The 21,891-nt window shown below is 63.1% G+C and carries 21 protein-coding genes and 1 pseudogene; 6 read left to right on the top strand and 16 right to left on the bottom strand.

The genetic code is table 11. The annotated features are described in order from the left end of the window. Positions 1-62: 62 nt before the first annotated feature. From IB238_RS02460 to IB238_RS02450, 3 genes are all read right to left on the bottom strand, one after another. Complete coding sequence (locus IB238_RS02460; protein WP_192243246.1) at positions 63-1,025, bottom strand: glycosyltransferase; 963 nt, start codon at positions 1,023-1,025, stop codon at positions 63-65. Between the two features lie 149 nt (positions 1,026-1,174). After that, on the bottom strand, positions 1,175-1,882 hold the full coding sequence (locus IB238_RS02455) for a hypothetical protein (RefSeq protein WP_192243244.1): 708 nt from the start codon (positions 1,880-1,882) through the stop codon (positions 1,175-1,177). 137 nt (positions 1,883-2,019) lie between these two features. After that, a complete protein-coding gene (locus tag IB238_RS02450) occupies positions 2,020-2,520 on the bottom strand; it encodes a YcgN family cysteine cluster protein (protein WP_192247291.1) in 501 nt (166 codons plus the stop codon). A 245-nt stretch (positions 2,521-2,765) separates the two neighbouring features. On the opposite strand from IB238_RS02450, the pseudogene IB238_RS02445 reads away from it, so the two are divergent. The 3 genes and pseudogenes from IB238_RS02445 to IB238_RS02435 form a co-directional block, all read left to right on the top strand. Further along, positions 2,766-4,859, top strand: a pseudogene (locus tag IB238_RS02445) (transglycosylase domain-containing protein); the annotation flags it as partial. 275 nt (positions 4,860-5,134) lie between these two features. Beyond that, on the top strand, positions 5,135-5,722 hold the full coding sequence (locus IB238_RS02440; RefSeq protein WP_192243240.1) for a DUF1214 domain-containing protein: 588 nt from the start codon (positions 5,135-5,137) through the stop codon (positions 5,720-5,722). Then, on the top strand, positions 5,715-6,272 hold the full coding sequence (locus IB238_RS02435; protein WP_192243238.1) for a DUF1254 domain-containing protein: 558 nt from the start codon (positions 5,715-5,717) through the stop codon (positions 6,270-6,272). Before IB238_RS02440 ends, IB238_RS02435 begins: the two co-directional genes overlap by 8 nt. Positions 6,273-6,372: 100 nt before the next feature. Here IB238_RS02435 and IB238_RS02430 read toward each other — a convergent pair whose 3' ends face one another. Beyond that, on the bottom strand, positions 6,373-8,442 hold the full coding sequence (locus tag IB238_RS02430; protein WP_192243236.1) for a calcium-binding protein: 2,070 nt from the start codon (positions 8,440-8,442) through the stop codon (positions 6,373-6,375). Positions 8,443-8,760: 318 nt separating this feature from the next. Beyond that, the gene (locus tag IB238_RS02425; RefSeq protein ID WP_192247835.1) at positions 8,761-8,955 is read right to left on the bottom strand and encodes a hypothetical protein; all 195 of its coding nucleotides are present in this window, start codon (positions 8,953-8,955) and stop codon (positions 8,761-8,763) included. Positions 8,956-9,519: 564 nt separating this feature from the next. On the opposite strand from IB238_RS02425, the gene IB238_RS02420 reads away from it, so the two are divergent. After that, on the top strand, positions 9,520-10,431 hold the full coding sequence (locus tag IB238_RS02420) for a hypothetical protein (RefSeq protein WP_192243234.1): 912 nt from the start codon (positions 9,520-9,522) through the stop codon (positions 10,429-10,431). Between the two features lie 235 nt (positions 10,432-10,666). Here the strand turns inward: IB238_RS02420 and IB238_RS02415 are convergent, their stop codons facing one another. From IB238_RS02415 to IB238_RS02400, 4 genes are all read right to left on the bottom strand, one after another. Further along, a complete protein-coding gene (locus IB238_RS02415) occupies positions 10,667-11,035 on the bottom strand; it encodes a DUF1491 family protein (protein ID WP_192243232.1) in 369 nt (122 codons plus the stop codon). Positions 11,036-11,104: 69 nt separating this feature from the next. After that, positions 11,105-12,550, bottom strand: a complete 1,446-nt coding sequence (locus IB238_RS02410; RefSeq protein ID WP_348648191.1) for a methyl-accepting chemotaxis protein — start codon at positions 12,548-12,550, stop codon at positions 11,105-11,107. A gap of 142 nt (positions 12,551-12,692) precedes the next feature. Continuing rightward, positions 12,693-13,580 carry a peptidoglycan-binding domain-containing protein gene (locus IB238_RS02405; protein ID WP_192243230.1) on the bottom strand — a complete coding sequence of 296 codons (888 nt, stop codon included), beginning with the start codon at positions 13,578-13,580 and terminating at the stop codon, positions 12,693-12,695. Next, positions 13,552-15,135 (bottom strand): HAMP domain-containing sensor histidine kinase, encoded by a 1,584-nt coding sequence (locus tag IB238_RS02400; protein ID WP_348648190.1) that lies wholly within the window; start codon positions 15,133-15,135, stop codon positions 13,552-13,554. Before IB238_RS02400 ends, IB238_RS02405 begins: the two co-directional genes overlap by 29 nt. A gap of 492 nt (positions 15,136-15,627) precedes the next feature. Here IB238_RS02400 and IB238_RS02395 point away from each other — a divergent pair, with 492 nt between their 5' ends. Further along, positions 15,628-16,050 carry a DUF5330 domain-containing protein gene (locus IB238_RS02395; protein WP_192247285.1) on the top strand — a complete coding sequence of 141 codons (423 nt, stop codon included), beginning with the start codon at positions 15,628-15,630 and terminating at the stop codon, positions 16,048-16,050. A gap of 166 nt (positions 16,051-16,216) precedes the next feature. Then, positions 16,217-16,636, top strand: a complete 420-nt coding sequence (locus IB238_RS02390; RefSeq protein ID WP_192243228.1) for a SufE family protein — start codon at positions 16,217-16,219, stop codon at positions 16,634-16,636. 43 nt (positions 16,637-16,679) lie between these two features. Here the strand turns inward: IB238_RS02390 and IB238_RS02385 are convergent, their stop codons facing one another. From IB238_RS02385 to IB238_RS02355, 7 genes are all read right to left on the bottom strand, one after another. Continuing rightward, a complete protein-coding gene (locus tag IB238_RS02385) occupies positions 16,680-17,525 on the bottom strand; it encodes a DUF6456 domain-containing protein (RefSeq protein ID WP_192243226.1) in 846 nt (281 codons plus the stop codon). Beyond that, a complete protein-coding gene (locus IB238_RS02380; RefSeq protein WP_348648189.1) occupies positions 17,518-17,994 on the bottom strand; it encodes a helix-turn-helix domain-containing protein in 477 nt (158 codons plus the stop codon). Before IB238_RS02380 ends, IB238_RS02385 begins: the two co-directional genes overlap by 8 nt. Before the next feature lie 291 nt (positions 17,995-18,285). Beyond that, a complete protein-coding gene (locus IB238_RS02375) occupies positions 18,286-18,726 on the bottom strand; it encodes a MucR family transcriptional regulator (RefSeq protein WP_192243224.1) in 441 nt (146 codons plus the stop codon). A 427-nt stretch (positions 18,727-19,153) separates the two neighbouring features. Beyond that, positions 19,154-19,495 (bottom strand): monovalent cation/H(+) antiporter subunit G, encoded by a 342-nt coding sequence (mnhG, locus tag IB238_RS02370; protein ID WP_192243223.1) that lies wholly within the window; start codon positions 19,493-19,495, stop codon positions 19,154-19,156. Beyond that, positions 19,492-19,869, bottom strand: a complete 378-nt coding sequence (locus IB238_RS02365; RefSeq protein ID WP_192243221.1) for a cation:proton antiporter — start codon at positions 19,867-19,869, stop codon at positions 19,492-19,494. The genes mnhG and IB238_RS02365 overlap by 4 nt, the downstream gene beginning before the upstream one ends. After that, entirely contained in the window at positions 19,869-20,342 is a 474-nt protein-coding gene (locus IB238_RS02360) for a Na+/H+ antiporter subunit E (RefSeq protein ID WP_192247281.1), read from the bottom strand. The genes IB238_RS02365 and IB238_RS02360 overlap by 1 nt, the downstream gene beginning before the upstream one ends. Then, positions 20,339-21,889, bottom strand: coding sequence for a Na+/H+ antiporter subunit D (locus tag IB238_RS02355; RefSeq protein ID WP_192243219.1), 1,551 nt, complete (start codon positions 21,887-21,889; stop codon positions 20,339-20,341). Before IB238_RS02355 ends, IB238_RS02360 begins: the two co-directional genes overlap by 4 nt. Between the last annotated feature and the right edge of the window lie 2 nt (positions 21,890-21,891).

Raw genomic sequence — 21,891 nt, 5'->3', positions numbered from 1 at the left:
GTCAAAGGTCCCTGCAGTAAACGTTGTGCTTTCTCTTGGGACTGATCGGCGCTCGCATGCGCCTACCACGGCTTCCAGGCGATCAGCAGCCCGCCACCCTCCTGCCCGGCCTTCTCGCAAAGTTCAACAACGTCCTCGATTGGCGCACGCCGCGCCACCTCGCCGGCAACCAGCGCCGCGTCTGCAATCGTCACCGCACCGCCGCGGCAGACGACGGTGAAGAGCAGCGGGCCGGTCGCCCACCAGGCCGGCGCGTCGGGCAAGGCGGCCGCGGCACCGGGGAGCGCATCGAGAATGCGCCGGAAAACCGGGTGCCCCGGCGGGGCGGCGATGAGGGAATTGGTCAAGAGCAGGCTCCCGGAACCCATATCGCGCGGGGTCTTCTCCGCCAACGCCGTGAGGCCGATGAGCGGCATGACGTCGTGGAAGGCGACGTCGCGCCGCGCCGGATACCAGTCGCAGTCCAGATAGATGCCGCCGAAGCGGTCGAGAATAGCGTAACGCACAACGTCTACGGCACCCGGCAGGTCGCCAGCTTCACGCATCGCCGCAAAGACAGGGTCCCGGTCCATGCCGGCGGCCGCAAGATCCGCCTCGCGCCACAGCCGATATTCATAGCCGTGCCGCGCGGCGTACTCCGTCCAGGCTCTGGTCGCCGTCGGCACGTCAGCAGCGCCGATCCACACCTGATGAATGATGCGCGGCACCGGCTGCCGGCCCGCTTCGGCCAGCGCAGCCCGCTCGGTCGATGAGAACTTTCCGTAGCGCGCCAGAAGCTCCGGCGGCGGAACCAGCGTGTGCTGGTAACCGATGCGCCGGATCGGGTCGTTCTGGCGTTTGGCAATTTTCAGGTAGGCCGAATGCAGCTTGCGCGGCAGACCGAGAATGGTCAAGGGACCGAGAGCCTGGTTGCCGGGATCGGCCTCGACCGCGTCGAGGACGTGAAGAGCCTCGTCGAAACGTCCCGCCTCCCGAAGCTGCTCGGCCTGCTTCAGCCGCGCCTTGAAGCTTTCCCTGCTTGTCATCCGCAATCCCGCCGACAGTCCATCCGCATCCCTGGGCTAGCGCGGAAGGCAGAGCGACGTCAACGGGTAAGGACGTTGCGTTCCATTCCGGCGCGCCTTTGGTGAGCGCGCCGGAATGGCACCAAGCGGTGAACGTAAGCTGAGCTGGCTCAATCGCGCCCGCCGAAACGGCGCGGGGGCATCAGGAAGCGTGCGATCGTCTCCTTCTGGCCGGGCTCGAGAACGCCTTCCAGCGCCGACTTTGCGGCTTTCAGCTTTTCGGCCTTTTGCGCGCGATTTTCCACGCGTGCGATCATGCGATCGAGCATGTCGAAGCCGCCCCGGTCGGCGCGATCCGTACCTGCGGGCTGCTGATCGGCAGCCGGCGGCGTCTGAGCCTCTTCGCTGCCCGGAGCAACTTCCGCCGCCTCACTTTCCGTCATCGCGGGTTCATCGTCCATCATCATGCCACCGCGCAGCGGCATCGGCGTGGCGAAATCGACGAAGGCGGCGGTGAAGGTCCGCCAGGCATCGAGTTGCCCCACCTTGATGCCGGCCGCCGTTTCAGCTGCGGCAAGGCGAATTGCCAGCCGCTCGCCGAGGATGCCCGCCTGCCAGCGGCGGGGACCACGGTCGCGATCGCGCCCGTGGTCCCCATGATGGTAGCCACGGTCCATCCGGTCACCGTCACGCTCGCCATGCATGCCAGCCTCCATGCCGGACTGCATCATGCCGGGTTGCATCATGCCGGGTTGTGTCGGCCGCTCGGTGTCCTGGGCCAATGCGGCGAGCCCTGTTGCGACCGCCAACGGCAGTGCCAGGGTCAGCACGAGTCCCTTCCGAATTTTCTTGGAACGGGGTGGGATAACGTCAGTCATCGTTCTGTTTCTCCTTGGAATTTGTTCCCTGCGAGGACAAAGCTAGGAGCCGGACATGTCTGGTCTATGGCCCGAACATGTCAAAACGCAATCAGGCGATGAATTCTGCGTGATCAGTCGCGTGAACAGCGACGACGTCAGCGGTTTCTCGCCTTGCCCACTTCCAGCGGCCAGGTCACGAGATAGTCCTCGTAATCCTCCACTTCGATCCCCTCCTCGCTGACCGTGCGGCCGCGGGCGGAGATGCCGGCCTGGTGCACCGTTTCCGGATCGCCGGAGACGAGGTAGTGCCACCAGTAGAGGTCCTCGCCATCGCGGATCAGGCGGTAGGCGCAGGTGGGCGGCAGCCAGCTAATCTCGTCGACCGACTTCACCGTCAGGCGGATGCAGTCAGGCACCGTCGCCTGGCGGTTCTCGTAGTCCTTGCACCGACAGCTGTGGTCATCGAGCAACTGGCAGCGGATCGAGGTCCAGACCACCTCGCCGGTATCCCAGTCCTCCAGCTTGTTGAGACAACAGAGACCGCAACCGTCGCAAAGGCTCTCCCATTCGCCATCCGTCATCTCGGCCAGCGTCTTGGTCTGCCAGAACGGCCGCTCGTTGCCGACATCGCAATCGGCCAGCGGAGCCTTCTTCATCTCGTTCGTCGCGCTCATGCCTGTCCAGTGGACCCAACCGCCTGAAAGGTCAAGCAAAAGCAATGCGTCCCGCCGCAATCCGGCCTTTCCTCAATGAGTGATTGAGCTCCTTCGGCCGATTGCAGCCATCGCGCACGGATTGGAGCCGGAAACGGTTCGGAAACCATGTTGTTTTATCCGTGACGATTGCCTGATATCGTTACGCAGGACCCGGCGAGTTTCGCCGCGCGCATGAGGATGAAGCCTTGCAGGATCCGTCGCCAGAGGAAAAACCGCGCCGCCGCAGACGCCATATTCTGCTGCGGATCGACTCCTGGATCGATTCCACCATCTGGAACGCCGGCTTCCGTCTCGCCGAATGGTGGGAGGAGATCACCATCTTCTTTCGCCGCTTCATCTTCAAAGGCTGGAAGCGCGTCTTTTTCGAGCTCATCGGCGAAGGCATGAACCTCGGGACGGCAGGCTTCATCCTGCTTCTCGCCCTTGCACTTCCCGCCTTCGAAGAGACGAAGGGAGACTGGCGCAACAAGGGCGATTTTGCCGTCACCTTCCTCGATCGCTACGGCAACGAGATCGGCCATCGCGGCATCATCCACGAGGATTCCGTGCCGATCGACGAGTTACCCGACCACCTCATCAAGGCGGTTCTGGCAACCGAGGACCGGCGGTTCTTCGAGCATTTCGGCATCGATTTCCTCGGCCTTGCCCGCGCCATGACGGAAAATGCACGCGCCGGCGGCGTGGTGCAGGGCGGCTCGACGCTGACCCAGCAGCTTGCCAAGAACCTGTTTCTCAACAATGAGCGCACCCTCGAACGCAAGATCAAGGAGGCGTTCCTGGCTCTCTGGCTGGAGGCGAACCTCTCCAAGAAGGAGATCCTGCGCTTCTATCTCGACCGCGCCTATATGGGCGGCGGCACCTTCGGCGTGGCCGCCGCTTCGCAGTTCTATTTCGGCAAGGACATCACCGATGTGGACCTCGCCGAAGCCGCCATGCTGGCCGGCCTGTTCAAGGCGCCGGCGCGTTACGCCCCACATGTCAACCTGCCCGCTGCCCGCGCTCGCGCCAACGAGGTCCTGACCAACCTTGTCCAGGGCGGATTGATGTCGGAGGGCCAGGTGATCGCCGCCCGCCGCAATCCGGCAAGCATCATCGACCGGGAAGAGAAGACGGCGCCGGACTTCTTTCTCGACTGGGCCTTCGACGAAGTTCAGCGCATTGCCCGTCCCTTTGCACAGCACTCGCTCATCGTACGCACCACCATCGACACGGGCCTGCAGGCCGCGGCCGAAGAGGCGGTCGAGACGGGGCTGCGCCAATATGGCGAGAGCTTCCACGTCAAGCAGGGTGCGCTTGTCATGGTCGAGAATGGTGGCGCCGTGCGCGCCATGGTGGGCGGGCGCGACTATGGCGAAAGCCAGTTCAACCGCGCCACCAAGGCGCTGCGCCAGCCGGGCTCGTCCTTCAAGGTCTACACGTTTGCAGCCGCAATGGAGAAGGGCAAGACGCCGGAATCGACCATCGTCGATGCACCGATCACCTGGCGCGGCTGGTCGCCGCAGAACTATGGTCGCAGCTATTCCGGCAAGGTGACGCTCATGACGGCGATCGCCAAATCGATCAACACCGTTCCGGTGCGCCTGGCCAAGGACTTCCTCGGTACGGAGGTGATCGCCCAGACCGCCAAGGCGATGGGGGTGGAGACGCCGCTGCGCACTGACAAGACGATGCCGCTCGGCACCTCGGAACTGACCGTTCTCGACCAGGCGACCGCCTATGCGGTCTTCCCGGCCGGCGGCGCGCAGTCACGCCGTCACGGCATCACCCAGATTCTCAATTACGGCGGTGACATTCTTTACGACTTCGATCGCGACGAACAGCCGGCCGGCCGGGTGCTTTCCGAAACCGCCAATGCCAATATGAACCGGATGCTCGTCAACATTCCGGTGAACGGCACGGCGCGCAAGGCCGCGCTTGACGGCGGCATCGTCACCGGCGGCAAGACGGGCACCACCCAAGCCTACCGCGACGCCTGGTTCGTCGGCTTCACCGGCAACTACACGGCAGCCGTCTGGTTCGGCAACGACGACTATACCTCAACCAACAACATGACCGGCGGCTCGCTGCCGGCGATGACGTTCAAGCGCCTGATGGACTATGCCCACCAGGGCATAGAGCTGCGGCCAATTCCGGGTATCGAGAACCCCCTGCCCGGCGCAACACCGAAAACGGAGACGGCCTCGACCGGGACGGCGGCTGCGGAAGATGCCCTTCCCCCGCTCATCCGCCCGCGCTCGCTGTCCGTTGGCACGACGCGGCTCCTGCGGTCGATTGCCAAGGACCTCAAGGATGCCAAGCCGCTTTCCGCCAGCGGCCGAGTGGCGGCGCTGTGAGGGCATCATTGCTCTCGTCACCTAAGGCGACATTGAGTCTCGCGCTGAAGGTCGGAGCACCGGTCCCATCGACATCGTTTTCGAGCGCAGACCTGTCTCTGCAACCGAGATGGGAATCGATTTTGATGCGGAATCATGCAAGGTTCTGCCAATTGCCGCGCATCGGGACCATCCCCGGCCGTGCGCACGAACATTGTCGCATGTCCAACCGGTAGGCCCATTTGTTCCGAATTCCCCTCCTTGTCGCGCTGGCCCTTGCCATCACCTTCGGCCTCGGCACGCTCTCGGTCGTCTGGGCGTTGAAAGCGACGATCGGGTTTGGCTCGATCGCGCTCGGCCCGTGGAATGCCTTTCCCAAAGCCCAGACGAATAGTGCCGATCCCTATGCCAAGGCGCACCGCGCGCGGGACGGGGCGCTGCTCTTCGGTAGCGCTGAGGGGTTGGTGTTCCGCGCGTCGCATGACAACAGCGGGCGCACGCTTTCCGGGCGCTGTGCCTACGACGTCATCGGCCTGACGCCTCCTGCCCGCTTCTGGACGCTGCATGCGACCACCCAGGATGGAAAGCCGCTCTCCCTCGACCGCAATCTGCCTTCCGGACTCAATTCCTGGACGGTTCTGCGGGGCGCCGACAGCAATTTCGTCATCCACGTGGCCGCGCAAGCGCAACCTGGCAACTGGCTGGCAATTGCACCGGGCCAGCCGTTCCGCCTGGTACTGACGCTGCTCGATACGCCGACGGCCGGCAGCTCCGGTGTGATCGACCTAGCCATGCCGGTGGTCAACCAGACCGGATGCGCCGATGCGTAGCGTCCTTTTTGCAGTCCTTATCGGTCTCCTCGGCGCAGCAGCGCTTCATATCCTGATCATCCTGGCGGTCCCAGGTTTCACGGGCAACGACGCCTATACGCGGATTGCCGAGCTCGGCGAGCCGCAGCACTTTTATCCTCTGCGCAACGAGCCGATGCCGGGCAATGGTCCGATCAACGACGATCCGGGCCTGCGGATTGCTGTCTGCGCATTCTCGATTGCCGAACACCCCGTGCGGCTGTTCGCACCGGCCGGCGTCCCCTTCTGGTCGATCGGATTGTTTGACAGTTCGGCAAACGAGGTGTTCAGCATGAACGATCGCACCGCAGTCAGCAGAGCGCTCGACGTCGTCGTGGCAACGCCGATCCAGTTGAACGCAATCCGCAAAGCCCTGCCGGATGATCTCTCCCGGTCGATCCTCGTCGAAATGACCGACGAGGACGGCTACGCGGTGCTACGCACCTTCGTACCGACCGCGACGATGGACGAAGCGGCCCGGTCCTTCCTCGGTAATGCCGGCTGCGAGCCGATCGAGGACAGCGCCGAGTGACGACGGCCAAAACCTGCGCTCACTTCCGAAACACCTAGCATGTCTCCCGAAAGTGAGCAGCGGTCTAGGATCGCAACGCACTTCAGACCATCCCCCGCCTTCACAGCAGAAAGTCGGACGCATCCATCTTGGCGAGCGTGAAGTTGTCGATCGTCAGCTTATCGGTGCCGAAAGCGATGACCACGGCGCTGCCGGACTGGACGGCATGGTTCGCCTTCAGATCGGCGAAGCTCGTCACCGCGGCAAAGCCGGAGAGGTCGATCTTGTCCCCGCCGTTGGTGAAGTCGGTGATCCGGTCCGCCTGGTAGCCAGTCTTGAAGACGAACACGTCCTTGTCGGCACCACCGGTAAGCGTGTCGTTACCCGTTCCGCCAATAAGCCGATCTGCGCCGGCACTACCGGAAAGCCTGTCGTGGCCGGCCGCACCATCAAGCGTGTTAGCGCCGACGGCCCCTATCAGGATGTCGTGGTAGGACGAACCTTTCACGTTCTCGATCGAGGAGAAGGTGTCGCCCGCCGCATCCCCACCGCTTGCCGTACCCTTCGCCAGGTCGATCACGACGCGTGCGGCGGATGCGGCGTAGCTTGCCGTATCGACACCGTCACCGCCGACAAGCTTGTCGGCGCCGGCCCGGCCCTCAAGCAGGTCATTGCCCTTTTCACCAGACAGCGTGTTGGCGCCGGCGGACCCCGTCAGAATGTCGTGATAAGCCGAGCCCTTGAGGTTCTCGATCGAGTCGAACTTGTCACCCGCGGCCTCGCCGCCGCTCGCCGTCCCCCTTGTCAGGTCGATCACGACGCGTGCGGCGGATGCGGCGTAGCTTGCCGTATCGACACCATCACCGCCGACAAGCTTGTCCGCCCCGGCCCGGCCCTCAAGCAGGTCATTTCCCGCTTCGCCAGACAGCGTATTGGCGCCGGCGGATCCTGTCAGAATGTCGTGATAGGCCGAGCCCTTGAGGCTCTCGATCGAAGAGAAGGTGTCGCCCGTGGCCTCGCCGCCGCTTGCCGCTCCCTTCACCAGGTCGATCACGACGCGCGAAGCGGAACGGGCATAGCTTGCCGTATCGATCCCGTCACCGCCGTTCAACCGGTCGGCACCGCGCCCACCCTCAAGCACGTCATGTCCCTCTTCGCCATCGAGACGGTTGTCGCCGGCATTGCCGACCAGTGTGTTGGCGAGCGCGTTGCCGATAGCGCGCGTGTCGTCGGCGCCGATCAGCGTCAGTTGTTCGAGGTGGTCATCGAGCGCGAAGGAAACGGTCGAACGGACCGTGTCGATCCCGCCGTTCAATTGCTCCACAAGCACGATCGACGCATCGTCGACGATGTAGGTGTCATCGCCTGTGCTGCCGGAAACCGTGCCGGTGATCTCTCCACCGCGACCGTCATAGAGGTCATTGCCCCCGCCGAGCTGCACGCCCCCCTCGATACGGCCCGTGTTGAAGATGGTGTCCGCACCGGCGCCGCCGAGAAGGGCTACGAAATTCACGCCGTGCGCTCTTATCACGCCGGAATTGTGGAGTTCGGCAGTCTCACCGGTCCCTGAGAATATCTGCACGGTGTTGAAGCGTGAAGTGATCAGGCCGGAGTTCGCGACGCTTGTGCCATTGCCCCCGACGCCGACGGCCGAAGCGCTCCAACTCTCGATCGTTCCACTGTTGATCAGGGTCGAGTCTACGCCATTCAGCCACACACCATTACCATCGACGCTCGTGACCAGGCCTGCATTGGAAACGGTCACGGCGTTGCCGAAAACCAGGATTGCTCCCCCCCTGCCCGAAAGCGTGCCGGTGTTGACGACGTGCGTGCCGTCGCCATTGCCCAGGATTCCGTAGGAGCCGGCATCGATCCTGCCATGGATCGTCAGCTGGGTTCCATTCGCGTAGGTCCAGATGCCGACGTCGCCGGTGACGATCGAACCAGTCTCCCCGACCATGACTCTATTGCCGGTCGCCGACGTGATATCGCCGAAGGAGCCAAGCCGGACGCCGAGATGCCCCATAACCTGGCCGTCGATCTGTATTACCCTGCTCTGTCCCGCCCCCGATGCATTGATCGCCGTGTTTTGCACGAGAAGTGTCGATCCCTGTGCCAACAGCCACTGGCCCTGCGTGGCAGTCGCATCAATTTCGCTGGTGCCGGATACGGGAAGTTGGGTCGCTGTCATGCTGGTGCTCTCTCCTAATTGGTACGGCGGGACCATAGCTCGCGTGAGGAGTGAGGCTGTTTCTCAGGTAACAGCGCGGCAAACATACGGCACGAACGACAAAGCCCCGGCGGGAAAGCCGGGGCTCTGGGGATGCGAAGGTGGCCGCTTCGCTGATCAGGGGTGTCGTCGCCCGGATGATCCGTCGACTTCGCGTTCTCTACACGATGGCGATATCGTCGACTGAGGGATTGTTAGCGCGAAGCGGCAACTAGTCCTGTTCGCCCAACGCACCTCTAGGGGAGATCCAGGGCTTGATAGTTCGGAACGGAGCTGCGCTCACCGTCGGGCGTCGTTACCGATATCCGCCAAATTTCTCCGCGCGGCACGTGTCTTTGCCGCGATCATGGCGGGGGTCAGCCGCTCGTAACGCACACCGGTGAACAGCAATACGGCTGCGGGCGCCTCGTGCCAGACCTTGTTGCGTCTGGGAGTGCGCGACAGTCGTTCCTGCAAGCGTACCACGTCTGCCATTCTCGCCTCCTTAACAAGAATCGAGACGGATGAAGGACTGCACATATTTCACCCTGCCCGTCCTACGGGCCCAGTGCCACCAGATCCGTCTTCGATCGCGGCGCAGAACATCAACTGCCGCTATCGAACCTGGAACGGTAGTAGGGGGTAGATGGTTTCCCGAAGCGGGAAAGAAAGTTCACCCTCACCGTCCAAGGGCATCCGGTACATTGCACCTTGCCTTGGTGCGCCGCTGCGTCGGCAACTGCACGAAGCAACGTTCGCATGCGGGGAGCATAGCATGTGATTTGAGTTTGCCCATGCCCTTCCCACGTTCGAATCGTAGCGGCAATACGGTTAACATCTTGCTAATTCTTTTCGTCTACTTGTTAGCAATCATGAGTTTCAAGCGGCTGTGGTTCCATTCGAACCGCTAACCCGCCGCACTCCTGCCTATCCGAAAGCCGTAGGATGGCATGCTGTGCACCGGGCAAGTGCTGCATTCGCGTAGAGTGGTAGGTCGTGGGGGACAGATTTCGCGAACTTGAAAGACCGCAGTCGGGGCGGCCCAAGGACATCGTCCTGATGGCGACCGTTTCCGGCTTCGAAAGTCTCGCGCGCCCCACCCGCTCCGACCTGAAACAATTCCACGAACTGTTCCTTGCAACCTACCTCGCCTCCAGCGACGAGGCTCGTCGGCAGGCGGTCGCCGCCCTTTCGCAATGCGCCACCGTGCCGGAAGCAACGGCTCTGTTCATTGCCCGCCAGCCCATCGCAATCGCGGCCATCTTCCTGACCCGCTCGCAAGCGATCAGCGAGGCCACGCTGATTGCGATCCTGCGCGGCGCGTCGCCGGCGCACGTGCGCGCCATCGAACGGCGCGACAATCTCTCGCCCAAGATGGTCGAAAGCCTGGTCGCGCAACATCAGGATCATCGCAGCCGCGGCGCTTTCGAAAGCGCCGACGCCCCGGCCGCCGGAGGCCAGCAGCGGGAAGAGGCGTTGCGCGAGGAAATCAAGGCGTTGGCGCGCGCGCTGATGCCAAAGCAAACCGGGCTCGCCCCGCTCATACCCATCACGGACATTCACCTGGTCCTGGTCGTCCGTTTCGCGCGTGCCGGCGAGACGGGGATGCTTTCGGTGGCGCTTGCCGATGCACTTGGTTCAAGCCAATGGCTCAGCGAGCGCATCCTGCTCGACATCTCCGGCCAGCAGCTCGCAACGACGCTCATAGCGCTCGCCACACCGATTTCGGACTGCACTTTCGTTCTCGGCCGTCTTTATCCGCACCTTGCCGAGGCCGGCGCGACGGGGACGCGCGCCGCCATGCTGCTTGCGGATCTCGAGCAGGCGTCCTGCCTCGAGCGCGTCGAAAGCTGGCGCCGAGCTGACGCATACACCCACCAAGGCCTGCCGCGCGCAGCCGCCAACACCGTCGCCGCAGAGCGCGATGTCGATGACTCTTCCGTCGCGGGGCTGCGGCGGACGGCGATCTAAGCGCATCCGACGCGCGCGCCCAGAGTCCAATCGAAAGCAAACGGGATAGCGAGCAGGCGTGCTCAGCGACCAACCGACCCCTCTCGCAGATCGGCCCGCACAGCGGCGAGCATCATTCCGACGAACATGCTCGCAATCAATACGGCGAAGGCAGGCAGAACGACAAACATCACGATCTCCGGTAGGGCTCGGCAATTCTGGAGCCGTTATCCCACAATCGGTCGGCTGGGCGTTGTTACCGGCGAAACAAGGGATCGTGGCGTTCGGGCTGTCCCTGTTCGATCAGGTCGCCGATCTCGTCTGTCTCCAGCGCCACAACCCACAAATCGGGATCAAACCGGATCTCGCGATCAAGCGCTTCGGAAATCGTAGCGGAGGGCTGTCGATCAAGCCGGAGCTCGAACAGCCGCTTGCCGCTATCATCGCTGTCGAAGAAGCTCTGCGGCGCCGGCGCATAGAGCGTTTCCGTCCCGTCGCGAAAGGACTGGCGGACGAAGACCGCACCGCCCTCGGTAGCCCCCTTCCGCTCGATCGCGCCGAATTCGCCGCGCGCGAAGACGTTGCGGACGAGGGCAGAGGCAAAGATTTCGGATTTCAGGCGCATCAGGCTCAATACCGGCAGGCGGGCCGAGAGGCAACCCGCACCCCCTGTGTAGCCCTGCGCCCCGATTTCTCAGACGCGGATTGCCAGGCGCAATCCGCCCCAATGCCTGCCGTTGACCGTGATCGGTGCGGATATGTCCTTCATCAGCACAAACTGTCCGCCACCCATGTCGCGGCGGTAGGTCTGGACAAGGAACGGCTCCTTGCTGCGGCCGGCACCGAGCCCGACACGGTCGTCGAATATCCGCCGGTTGCGACAGTTTGCAGTATTCCAGGCGGCGTCTCCGGGGCGCTGCGGCTCGGAGAACTTGCGATTATGCGTCGGCAGGTAGCCGCCCTCGTCGACAGCGGCGCAGAAAACGACGCGCTGATCCATCAGCAGCACCGGCTCCTGAAGATCGGGCAAGACACGATCCATGAGTTCGCTATTGCTCGTCAGGTATTGGACCGGATCCGTTCCCGGAATCGGCCGATAGCGCCGATCGAAGAGCGCATCCATGCCAATCGCCCCGGAACGAACCGCCGCTTCGAGGCGGCCGGAGATCTCGCCAGCCAACGCCTGAACCTTGCGGATGAAGGGACTGTCCGGCGTCTCGATGCCGGCATTCGCGGTCGCCTGGATGATGCGCTCGGAGATCGCGACGACATCGTTGACCCGGCCCGAGGTCGCTTGGAGCGTCTTGTCGGATTTGAGAATTTCAGAAGACACGGTCGACAGCGTCTGCGCCAGATCCGCGCATTGTTGGTCGACGTCCCCCGTCGTCGCGGCAAGCGCCGATGCCCCATCGAGGATCTGCGCCATGACGCCGCCGACCTCGGCGAACGATCCTTTCACGCCGGCCGCGGTGGTTCGCACCCCCTCGGCCGACAACCGGGCCCCCTCGCCGGCGGCGACGAGCCGGTCGATACGGTGGGTCAGTTCCTGCAGCGTCGACTGGATCGACGCGGTCGTTTGCGAGGTCTGCAAGGATAGCGCGCGCACTTCGGCTGCGACGACGGCAAAGCCCTTTCCGGCGTCACCCGCCCTTGCCGCCTCGATTGCCGCGTTGAGCGCCAGCAAATTGGTCTGGCGTGCAATCGTGCCGATCGCGTCGGCAAGCTTGCCAACATCGGACAGCGCACCGGCAACGGCGGATATTTCGCTGCCGATCTCGTTCGAGGCGGTCACCATCTGATCGATGGCCTGAATGGATCCATCGAGTTGCAGCGCCTGCTCGCCAATCAGGGTTCGGGCATTGGCGGCAAGCTTGTCAGTCTCCCCGAGGGTGCGCGCAACCTCCCCATTGGCGGCGGCGACTGCTTCCGCCGAGCGGGTCAACCGGGCAAAATGCGCCGCGTGCGCCGCCGACTGGTTCGCCGTGTCCTGAATTGCCCCCGCAATGTCGACGAGATGAACACCCAGCCGGGACGCTTCGCCCGCGAGCTTCGCGATCACGCCGCGCAACGGCTGTGCGTCCCCCTCGCCCGAATCGAACAGGTCTTCGATAGTCTCTGTGGTCGTAATTGCTGAACTCACGCTTTCCTCCCGTAAGCCGGGAAAAGAATGCGGCCGTATGGTTAACGCTTCCTTTCGAAGCGGAAGCGGCGAGGTCTTACAACTTTGGTCGAAAACGCGGCCAAACCGGGCGGGATGGTAGTAAGCGCCTCACTGCGCCGGCTCAGAGTGCGCCGATTTCCTTCAGCTTGCTGAGCACCAGTTCGTTCGGCTCTCCGGTCGCCGGCAGACGGTAGTGCTTCTCGAAGGCGCGGATGGCCTGGCGGGTCTTTTCGCCAGCGACACCGTCCACGGCGATGTCAGCATAGGCGATGTTGCTCAAGCCCTTCTGGATCTTCATGACGAGCCCGCTCGCCGGGGCGGGGATCGGCGCCGGGGGCGCTAAGGCCGTGTTGCCTTCGGCGGCCCGGATGGCGGCAGCGACCGGATCGACATCGGTGCCCATGTCGGACGCATTGCCGCCCGGCAGCGGCCGCTCCGTCGGCAGGACGGCAACCTGGGCCGGCGTATCGCCATGCAGTTCGGCAAGCAGTTTCTCGTCTGGAGCGCCGGTGACGGTAAGGCCGCGCTCCTCCTGGAAGCGACGGATCGCGGCCATCGTGGCTTCGCGCATGTACCCGTCGGTAGCGCCGGCGTAGAAACCCTGCCGCGCCAGTTCGGTCTGCAACTCGAGAACGAGTTCCGAAGGCTGCGCGCCTTGCGATGACGCTGCATCCTGCCCCTGTTCGCCCTCGCGCTCGATAAGGAACGTCGTGACATCGCTCGGCGGCTGGCGCAGCGCCGAAAAACCAAGTGAATTCTGCGCCGAGCGGGTCTTCATGATCGGCGAGGGGTGGCCGCCGGGCTGATACCAGAGCGCGTTGGCGGCAACGAAGGAAAAGACGACGGCGAAGGCCGCGCCACCGCCGATGACAGACGGATGCCGCGCGGCGAACGCGCCGAGCGCAAGAATGGAGCGCTGGAGGATGCCGGGTTCCGCGGCCTGCCGCTTGCCAGCGTTGCGACTACGGCCGCCGCCCCGTTCAGGCTGTTTTCGCGTGCGTGCCGTCATGGCCCCTTTCCTCATCACCTTCGGTGAATGATCCCTCCGTCATTCGCATCGGTATGGCATTGTTCCGGCCGCGGGAAAACAAGCGCGGCGGGAATTCCCCAGCGTTGGCATCCTCACCGCATCTCTCACCGGCGGAAGGTGCGATCGATCCATCTGCGGGAATGGTCACGGTGACCTGTGTCCCCTCGCCCGCGCTGCTGCGGATTGCAAAGGTACCTCCGTGCAGGGCTACGAGGCCCTTGACCAGGGACAGGCCGAGGCCGGTCCCCTCGTATTTGCGCGTGTACTCGTTCTGCACCTGCACGAACGGCTGGCCGACCTCGTCCAGCTTTTCGGTGGGAATGCCGATCCCCGTATCGCTGACGCAAAGCACGAGATCGCGGCCCGACCGCGTCGCATCGATCGTAACGACACCGCCCTTGTCGGTGAACTTGACGGCGTTGCCGACAAGATTGATCAGGATCTGCTGGAGCGCGCGCTGGTCGGCAATCGCCTCGCCAACGTCATGCGGCACGCGGCTGGTCAGTTGCACGCCCTTCTGGCGAGCCTGCAGCGCCAGCATCTGCTCGCAGGTGCGAACGCTTTCAGCAACAGCAAACGGTTCGAATACCAGCTCGTAGCGGCCGGCTTCGATCTTGCTGACATCCAGCATCGTGTTGACGACGGAGAGCAAATGCCCGCCCGACTGATGGATCAGGGCGACATATTCGCGCTGGCGGTCGTTCTCCAGCTTGCCGAAGTACTCGCCGGCAAGGATGTCGGAGAAGCCGAGGATCGCATTGAGCGGCGTGCGCAGCTCGTGGCTGACGGCGGCGAGGAAGCGGGTTTTAGCGTCGTTGGCGGACTCCGCTTCCGCAGCCTTGCGCGCGCTGACGCTGCGCAGACCGGCCTCAACAGAGATGTCGCGCGACTGGGCGACGATCGAGGCCAGCAAGCCGGCCGTGTCGCGGATCGCCGTCATGTCGGTGCGCACGTGCAAGAACTGCTCGCCATCCGCAGTCTTCCTGCGCTGCTCGAGCCGAAGGTCGACGCTCACCTGACTTTCGCCCTGACGCAGGCGGTCGATCGCCTGCAGGAAGCCGAGCCGGTCGGAAACGTGAATCTGGTCGATGAACCCGCGCGCAAGCGGATCGCGCATGCCAGCCAGCATCGCTTCGCGTTCACGGCCGTGGACGGCGGTGACATAGCCGCGCGGATCGTGCAGGGTAACGAGGCCGGCAAAGAGGTCATAGCAGGCAGTGGCGGACGGCTCCGGAACTGCATTTGCGGCCATAACCGCGCTCTGCCTGGCCCCATGGCGACCCAACGCCGAGGACGTCGCTGTCGCAAGGAGACCGCCGGCAGCAGCAAGAGCTGCGCCTGCCGGCAGGGCCGAGGAAAGCGGCAGGATCATCGACAGTGCGAGCGGCAGGACCGGGGCCGCGACAAGCGCGGTCAGAAAGATCGCGCGCAGGCGGGCGGGCGTGCGGGCATCGTCGCCCGAGGTGCGCACGTCACCCGTAACAGCTGCCGCGGTGGCTGCCATTCTGTCAGCGATGTCATTCAGAAAACGCACGCAATACCCTGCCGTCTTTCGTTCTTTTATCTGCCTGTAGAATCGCACCGGCGGCTTAGAAAAGATTAAACATGGCCCGCCCGAAAGGGGCCGAAAAAGGTAAAAAAGCCTGTTTCAAAGCGATACAGGCGGCATTTGGATTTCGTGGTTAACGGGGCGTAAGCGATTAAAAATACGGCATTTTTTCGGTCGCGTTAACCTCTTTGGCCATCCCATTGCGCCGAGAACGCCTGACACCAAGGACCTTCGCCCGAACCACGCTGCCACGATGCTTAACGGCGGTCGCTAAAATTTGAGTGAAATGCACATCAAAGGGCCGATCCTTCAAATTTTATGCAATTTTGAGGAAAACCCGAGCGATTCCGGCAAAGGGCCATTTTCCTGCCACCGCTATGCTCGCATCAATGGTTCAGAACCGGTCGGACATCGACGGGGGATGGCGAAGAGGCAGCGGCCAGCAAGAGCCGCGCCGAAACGAGGATGGGCAAGGCAATGTGGTTTCTGATCAAGGGAGCGTTCTGGTTTTCGCTGGTGCTGGTGCTCCTGCCGCTGTTCGATCACGACGCGACGACGAAACTGGAACAGGGTCCCGCCGTCGAACTCGGCGACACCGTGAGCGCCGCAAGCGAAGCCATCACCTATCTCTCCGCCATGTGCCTGCAGAAACCCGACGTCTGCGAGAAGGGCGCCGAAACGTTCGTCGCGCTCGGCCACCGGGCCCGGGAAGGCGCCCGCGTCGCCTATAAGCTGCTCGATTCGCAGTTTGCCGACCCGGCCGAGAACACCGCCGCCGCCGAAGCCGCATTGGAGCAGCCTTTGCCAGCGCTCGCCGACGCCGCAGATGACACCGAAGCCGACAACGTCGTCACCGGCACAATCGCCATTCCGTCGCGCCGGCCCGACCCGGCACAGTAACGCCCAGCTTTATAACTGCCTGCCTTGTTGCTCCTGCAACCGCCGCGAGGATTGCCCATGCCTCGCGGCGTTTCTTTTTCTATGGACACGGCAAAGCACTATGGCTGGTTCAAATCCGGTTCCTGCTGCATTATATGTCCAACCGAGAGTACAGTTTGGACGCGACATGACAGACCTTGCCCAGATCATCGACGACTTCGCCTTCCTTGACGAGTGGGAGGACCGCTACCGCTACGTCATCGAACTCGGCAAAGCGCTGCCGGACTTAAGCGAAGACAAGCGGACGTCGCAGAACAAGGTGCAGGGCTGCGCCTCCCAGGTCTGGCTCCTCACCCATTCCGACGGCGCAGGCGATCCGGTGCTGACCTTCGAGGGCGATTCGGACGCCCATATCGTGCGCGGTCTCGTTGCGATCGTGCTTGCCGTCTATTCCGGCAAGCGGGCCTCGGAAATTTCCCGCACCGATGCGCTCGACGTGTTCGGCAAGATCGGTCTCGTCGAGCATCTGTCTTCGCAACGCGCCAATGGCCTGCGCTCGATGGTACGCCGCATCCGCGACGAAGCCTCCGTCCGCGTCGCAGCCTGAAGGATACGCAGCGGCCGATCGGGCCGTTGCGCTTTCCCAAGCCTCATGCCGGTCCGCCACTTTCGCGGCCGGAGCGGACCGCCATATCCGGCCGATAGCCCTCGGCGCCCCAGGCGTGCTGGTGCCGCTTGGACGACGGTTCTGGCGCATAGTGACGCGACAGCGCCATGAGGGCTGCGCGTAACATCAGCTTGGCCGATCGTGCAGGCCACTGCCGTTCCCGTTCCACCGTCTCCAGCCCCTTCGTGAAGCAGCAGACGTCAAACGCGACACCGGAAAGCTCGGGGCCCATCGCCTCGGTCGCCCGCTGCAAGCGCTGCCGTGCGGCCGCTGCAGTGTCCGAAATTTCGCGTGCCTGCCCCAATTCTCCCCCGGTGCGGCTGGCGAGCCGCGGCTCCCAGGCCATTGTCAGACGCGGCTGCAGGCCGGCGCGGTTGAAGTCTCGCGCGAACTGCTCACCCGCAGCGATTGCAGCTGCGGGAAGAAAGAGGACGCCCGCCTTGTCCTTCAGGCGCGACAGCGCAAAGAGCGGCGATTCCAGCTGATTGACGCGTACCGGCTGACGCGCGGCTGCGACCTCCATCGTTCGTTCGGCGAGCGCGCGATGCTGGTCCTGGAAACCGTCGGTACCGGACAGGAGCCGTTTGATGAAGTTGCGGGTTTCAGGCTTGGCCTGCAACGCCTGCCCGCGCCGCCCCGCCAGACCGAGCCGCAGCGCGTGCTCGAGAACAGCGCTCGGCACCGTCGCCGTCTTGCCGTCAAGCGTTTCCAGCACCACCGGGTCCTCGCCCGACATCGTCACATCTCCGGCGGACGCCACAAGGAAGCGCAACAGGTCGGCAAGCGGGCGCTTTGCGGAAAAAGCTATGTCGGGCCGGGACTTACTCATGCTCTGTCATCCCCGTCGTACCGAAAACCGTGAGCGTTATCCGCTCCACCGTTGCAACGAAGTCATCGAATGCTTGGTCGTCGCGCCGGTCCTCGACCACGTTGCACGCATGGGCCACAGTCGTGCGATCGCGCCCGAACGCCGTGCCGATATCGGCAAAGGTCATCTGCAGTGCAACATGGCAGACATACATGGCGATCTGGCGGACATGGGCCGCCGCCCGGCGGCTGTGACGCCGCCGCAGCACCCGATCGCTCGACAGTGACAACAGTTCGGCGACAAGCTGGCGCACCACGCGACAGACGGAGCGCACCGTCGGCTCGCACAGATGGAACATCCCCGCCCCGGTGAACACTTGGGCCAGCAACGTGGCACGCCTCACCCGCAAGCGGCGCTTGCCATCGCCGATCGAGGTTCGAGAATGAAGGGGATTTGCGGCACTCGCCGGGGAAGTAAGGGCATCACGCATCAGCACGCACTCCATTGATAGGAATTTATTCATACACCCTACACAAGATGCGGGGATGAACGGAAGTGCTCAGATGCAATCGCGCCTTGAAATAATGAGGAAATTGTAAATCCTCGTCCCCGAATAGGCTTTTATTCCTTTGCTGAGACAAAAAAAAGCGGGCCGCTTGCGCGACCCGGTCTGTTCGATCCGATTTGCAATGCCGATGCGTCCGCTGGACGCGAGCGAGGCAACCGAGTCCCAAGGAAAGTGCACGATCGGTTCAAGATCAAACGGATCGTGCTCGCGATCCTATCGCTTGGCGGCCTTGCGGCGCTGGCCGAGACCCATTTCCTTCGCGAGCCGGGAGCGCGCCTCGGCGTAAGACGGGGCGACCATCGGGTAGTCCGCCGGCAGGTCCCACTTCTCGCGGTACTCTTCGGGCGTCATGCCGTAATGTGTCATCAGATGGCGCTTCAGCGACTTGAACTTCTGGCCGTCTTCCAGGCAGATGATGTAGTCGTTCTGAACCGACTTGCGGATCGGCACGGGGGGCTTGGGTTTTTCGGCCTGCACGGGCGCCTCGACTACCGCAGCGGGTTGCGAGGTGTTGTTGAGTGCGGCGTGCACGTCTGCAATCAATGTCGAGAGCTCGGAAACCGGTACGACGTGATTGCTGACATAGGCGGCAACGATATCAGCGGTCAATTCTACCAGCAGATTTGAGCCGTTGCCGTCGGAAGTCTCAGTCATTGTGTTCTCCTGTCGGACGATCCATCTGCCACACACGGTGACAGCGGAACCAAACTGCGATTTTGCGCAAAGCTTACCTTGTTTTGGCTGGATCAACCTGCCCGCATCCGTGAAAGGACGGCCCCGCGGGGACAGATTTCATAACGCGCTAATATTACTTCCGATACCGGAGCGCCCCTCACCCGTCCAAATCTTAGCCACAACCACGTTCGAAAAGGAGCACCTTAGAATGGCCGCAACTTAGACTGGAGTTCATCGCGCAAGCAAAATCAACATAAGAGCTTTACTTGGATTGGAATAACATTGTTTCCCGGAAAGTCCAATAATATTTTGGAGATCACAATCCGTGTCTTGTACATCACCCATTTGGGTGAGAACCTAAAAAAGAATGGTGAATAGGGCGTTTTCGTTACGAATTGCCCGCTCCTCACTTCTTGGCGTGATCACGCATTTCATCGCAGACCGCGCGGCGCGACAGCCGATATCCCGCCTGGTGTGCCGCTTTTGCAACAAGATGCGCCGCAACCGGGGCGGTCAGGATGAAGAAGGCGAAGCCGGCGGACGCGCGCGCTAAGATGGCAAAGTCGCCCGCATGCAGGCCGGCGGCGATCAGCATCAGCCCGGAACCGATCGTACCGGCCTTGGAGGCTGCATGCATGCGGGTGTAGACGTCCGGCAGGCGCACGACGCCGACAGCCGCCAGGAAGGTAAAGATGCCACCGACGACCAGCATGGCCGAAACGACGAGAGCCAGAACAAACTCGATCATCGTTCCCTTCCCTTCTTCGTCGGCCGCTTGGCCCTTGAGGGCACCGATTTCGCCCTGCCGTCGGTAGAACCGGCCATCGGGTCCGCCTCGTCGACAGGCTTGCCCTGGGTAAGCACAAAGCGCGCAAAGGCGACGGTGGAGAGAAAGCCGACCAGGCCGAGCGCGATGGCGATGTCGACATAAAGGTTGAAGCCGGTCTTGATTGCCACGACGGCAAGGAAGCCGATCGCGATCGCCACGAGCATGTCGAGCGCTACTATCCGATCCGGCAGCGTTGGGCCGCGAATGACTCGGTAGGCCGTCAGGAAGAAGGCCATGCACGTGAGAAACAGCGCGAAGGCCGAGGCGGCATTGACGATGGCTTGAGCGTTCATCAGCGGAGTGCCTCCAGGATCTTGCGCTCGAAGCCGTTGGCGATGTCGCGCTTCGTTCCGACCGGGTCGGAACAATCGAGGGCATGAACATAGAGGAAGCGCCGATCCTCGGAGACGTCGACGGACAGCGTGCCGGGCGTCAACGTGATCAGGTTGGCAAGGAGGGTTATTTCGATGTCGCGGTCCACTGCCAGCGGAAAGGCGAAGATGCCCGGCTTCAGATCCATCCTCGGCCTTGCGACGAGCACGGCGACGCGCCAGGCGGAGATTGCCAGTTCCTTGACGAAGAGGATGGCAAGCGAGAGGAGCTTCAACGGCCGGAAGACCGTGCGGCCGCCGGCGAAATCACGCCTGATGATCCAGAGCGCCAAAAGTCCAAGCAGAAAGCCAAGGATGAGGTTGAGCGGCGAAAGACTGCCGGTCACCGCGGCCCAGACAATGGCAAAGACGACTGCGATCAAAAACAGCATCAGCGCACTCCTTGCGGGAAGACGGATCCGACATAGGCCGAAGGCTCCAGAAGCAGTGCTGCGGCCGACTGGACCTGCGACAGCAGCGTATCGGGAAAGAGCCCGACCAGAACCGTAACCAGCACAAGCAAGCAGAGCGGAACAAGCGCACTGGTCCGCGGCACTGCATCGGCGACGGCGGAGGCTTCGGCCGGCCTCCAGTAGGCCAGTGTCCAGACGCGGCCAACGGCAATCATCGTGAGGAACCCGGTCAGAAGCACCGCCCCCGCCAGCCACCAGGCGCCGATGTCGATTGCGGCCTTCGCCACCATCACCTTCGGCCAGAATCCCGAGAATGGCGGCATGCCGGAGACGGAGAGAAACAGCACGAGCGACAATGCCGAAAAGAAGGCGGTCCGGCCGTAAATGCCACCGCTCCTATGCAGATCGAAGCTACCCGCAATCCGGCCGGCGACGCCAGCCGTCATGTAGAGCGCCGTCATCACCACCATGGAATGCAGTGCATAGAAGAGCGCACCGCCGACACCGCCGGGGCCACCGACCGCAACGCCGGCGAGCATCACGCCGATACCCGAAATCACGAGATAGCCGAGCAGGCGGCGGATGTCGCTCTGGCCGATGGCACCAAGAGCGCCGAAGATCATGGTCGCTGCGGCCGCCGCCGCCAGCATGAAGCTCAACTCCTCTCGCTCGACGGGGAAAAGCATGACCATGACGCGGACGAGCGCATAGATGCCCACCTTGGTCAGAAGGCCGGCGAACAGTGCCGACACGACGACGCGTGGCGTGTGATAGGACGCAGGCAGCCAGAAATTGACCGGGAAGGCTGCAGCCTTCATGCCGAAGGCGAGCACGAAGAGGCTGGCAAGGGTCATCAACGGCAGGTCGCCGCGCCGCTCGGCCGCCTTGACCGTGATGTCGGCCATGTTGAGCGTGCCGAACAGGCCGTAGAGATAGCCGACGGCGATGAGGAACAGGGTCGTGGCGATCAGATTGAGGAAGGCGTACTTGACCGCACCGTCGATCTGCTTGCGCTCGGATCCGAGTACGAGGAGGCCGAACGAAGAGATCAGCAACACCTCGAACCAGACATAGAGATTGAAGATGTCACCCGTCAGAAACGCCCCGGACACCCCGGCCATCAGCAGCATCAGGAACGGATAGAAGCCATAGCGGCGGCCCGACGCGTCGATGTCCTCGGCCGCAAAGACGCCGCCGGCAAGCGCAATCACCGCGGCGAAGAAGGCAAAGAGCGCGCCGGTGAGATCGACGGTGAAAGCAATGCCGAAGGGCGGCAGCCAACGCCCCATCACCATCGTGACAGGGCCACCTTGCGCGACGTGCCAAAGCAACAGGCCGTCGAGCCCCAAAAGCACGAGCAGCGCGGCGATGGCAAGCCAGGGCTGGATGCGCACATTCTTGCGCAGCATCAACAGAACGGCACCGCTCGCCAGGCACCAGACCACGGGAAGCACGACAAGCCAGTCGGCCAGCGGCGCGGACGACATGACGAGTGCCTGGGATAGATCGATCGCGGAACTTGCGGCCATCG

The organism is Rhizobium sp. ARZ01, assembly GCF_014851675.1.
Taxonomy (GTDB): Bacteria; Pseudomonadota; Alphaproteobacteria; order Rhizobiales; family Rhizobiaceae; genus Mycoplana.
This window is presented reverse-complemented; position numbering and strand designations above follow the sequence as displayed.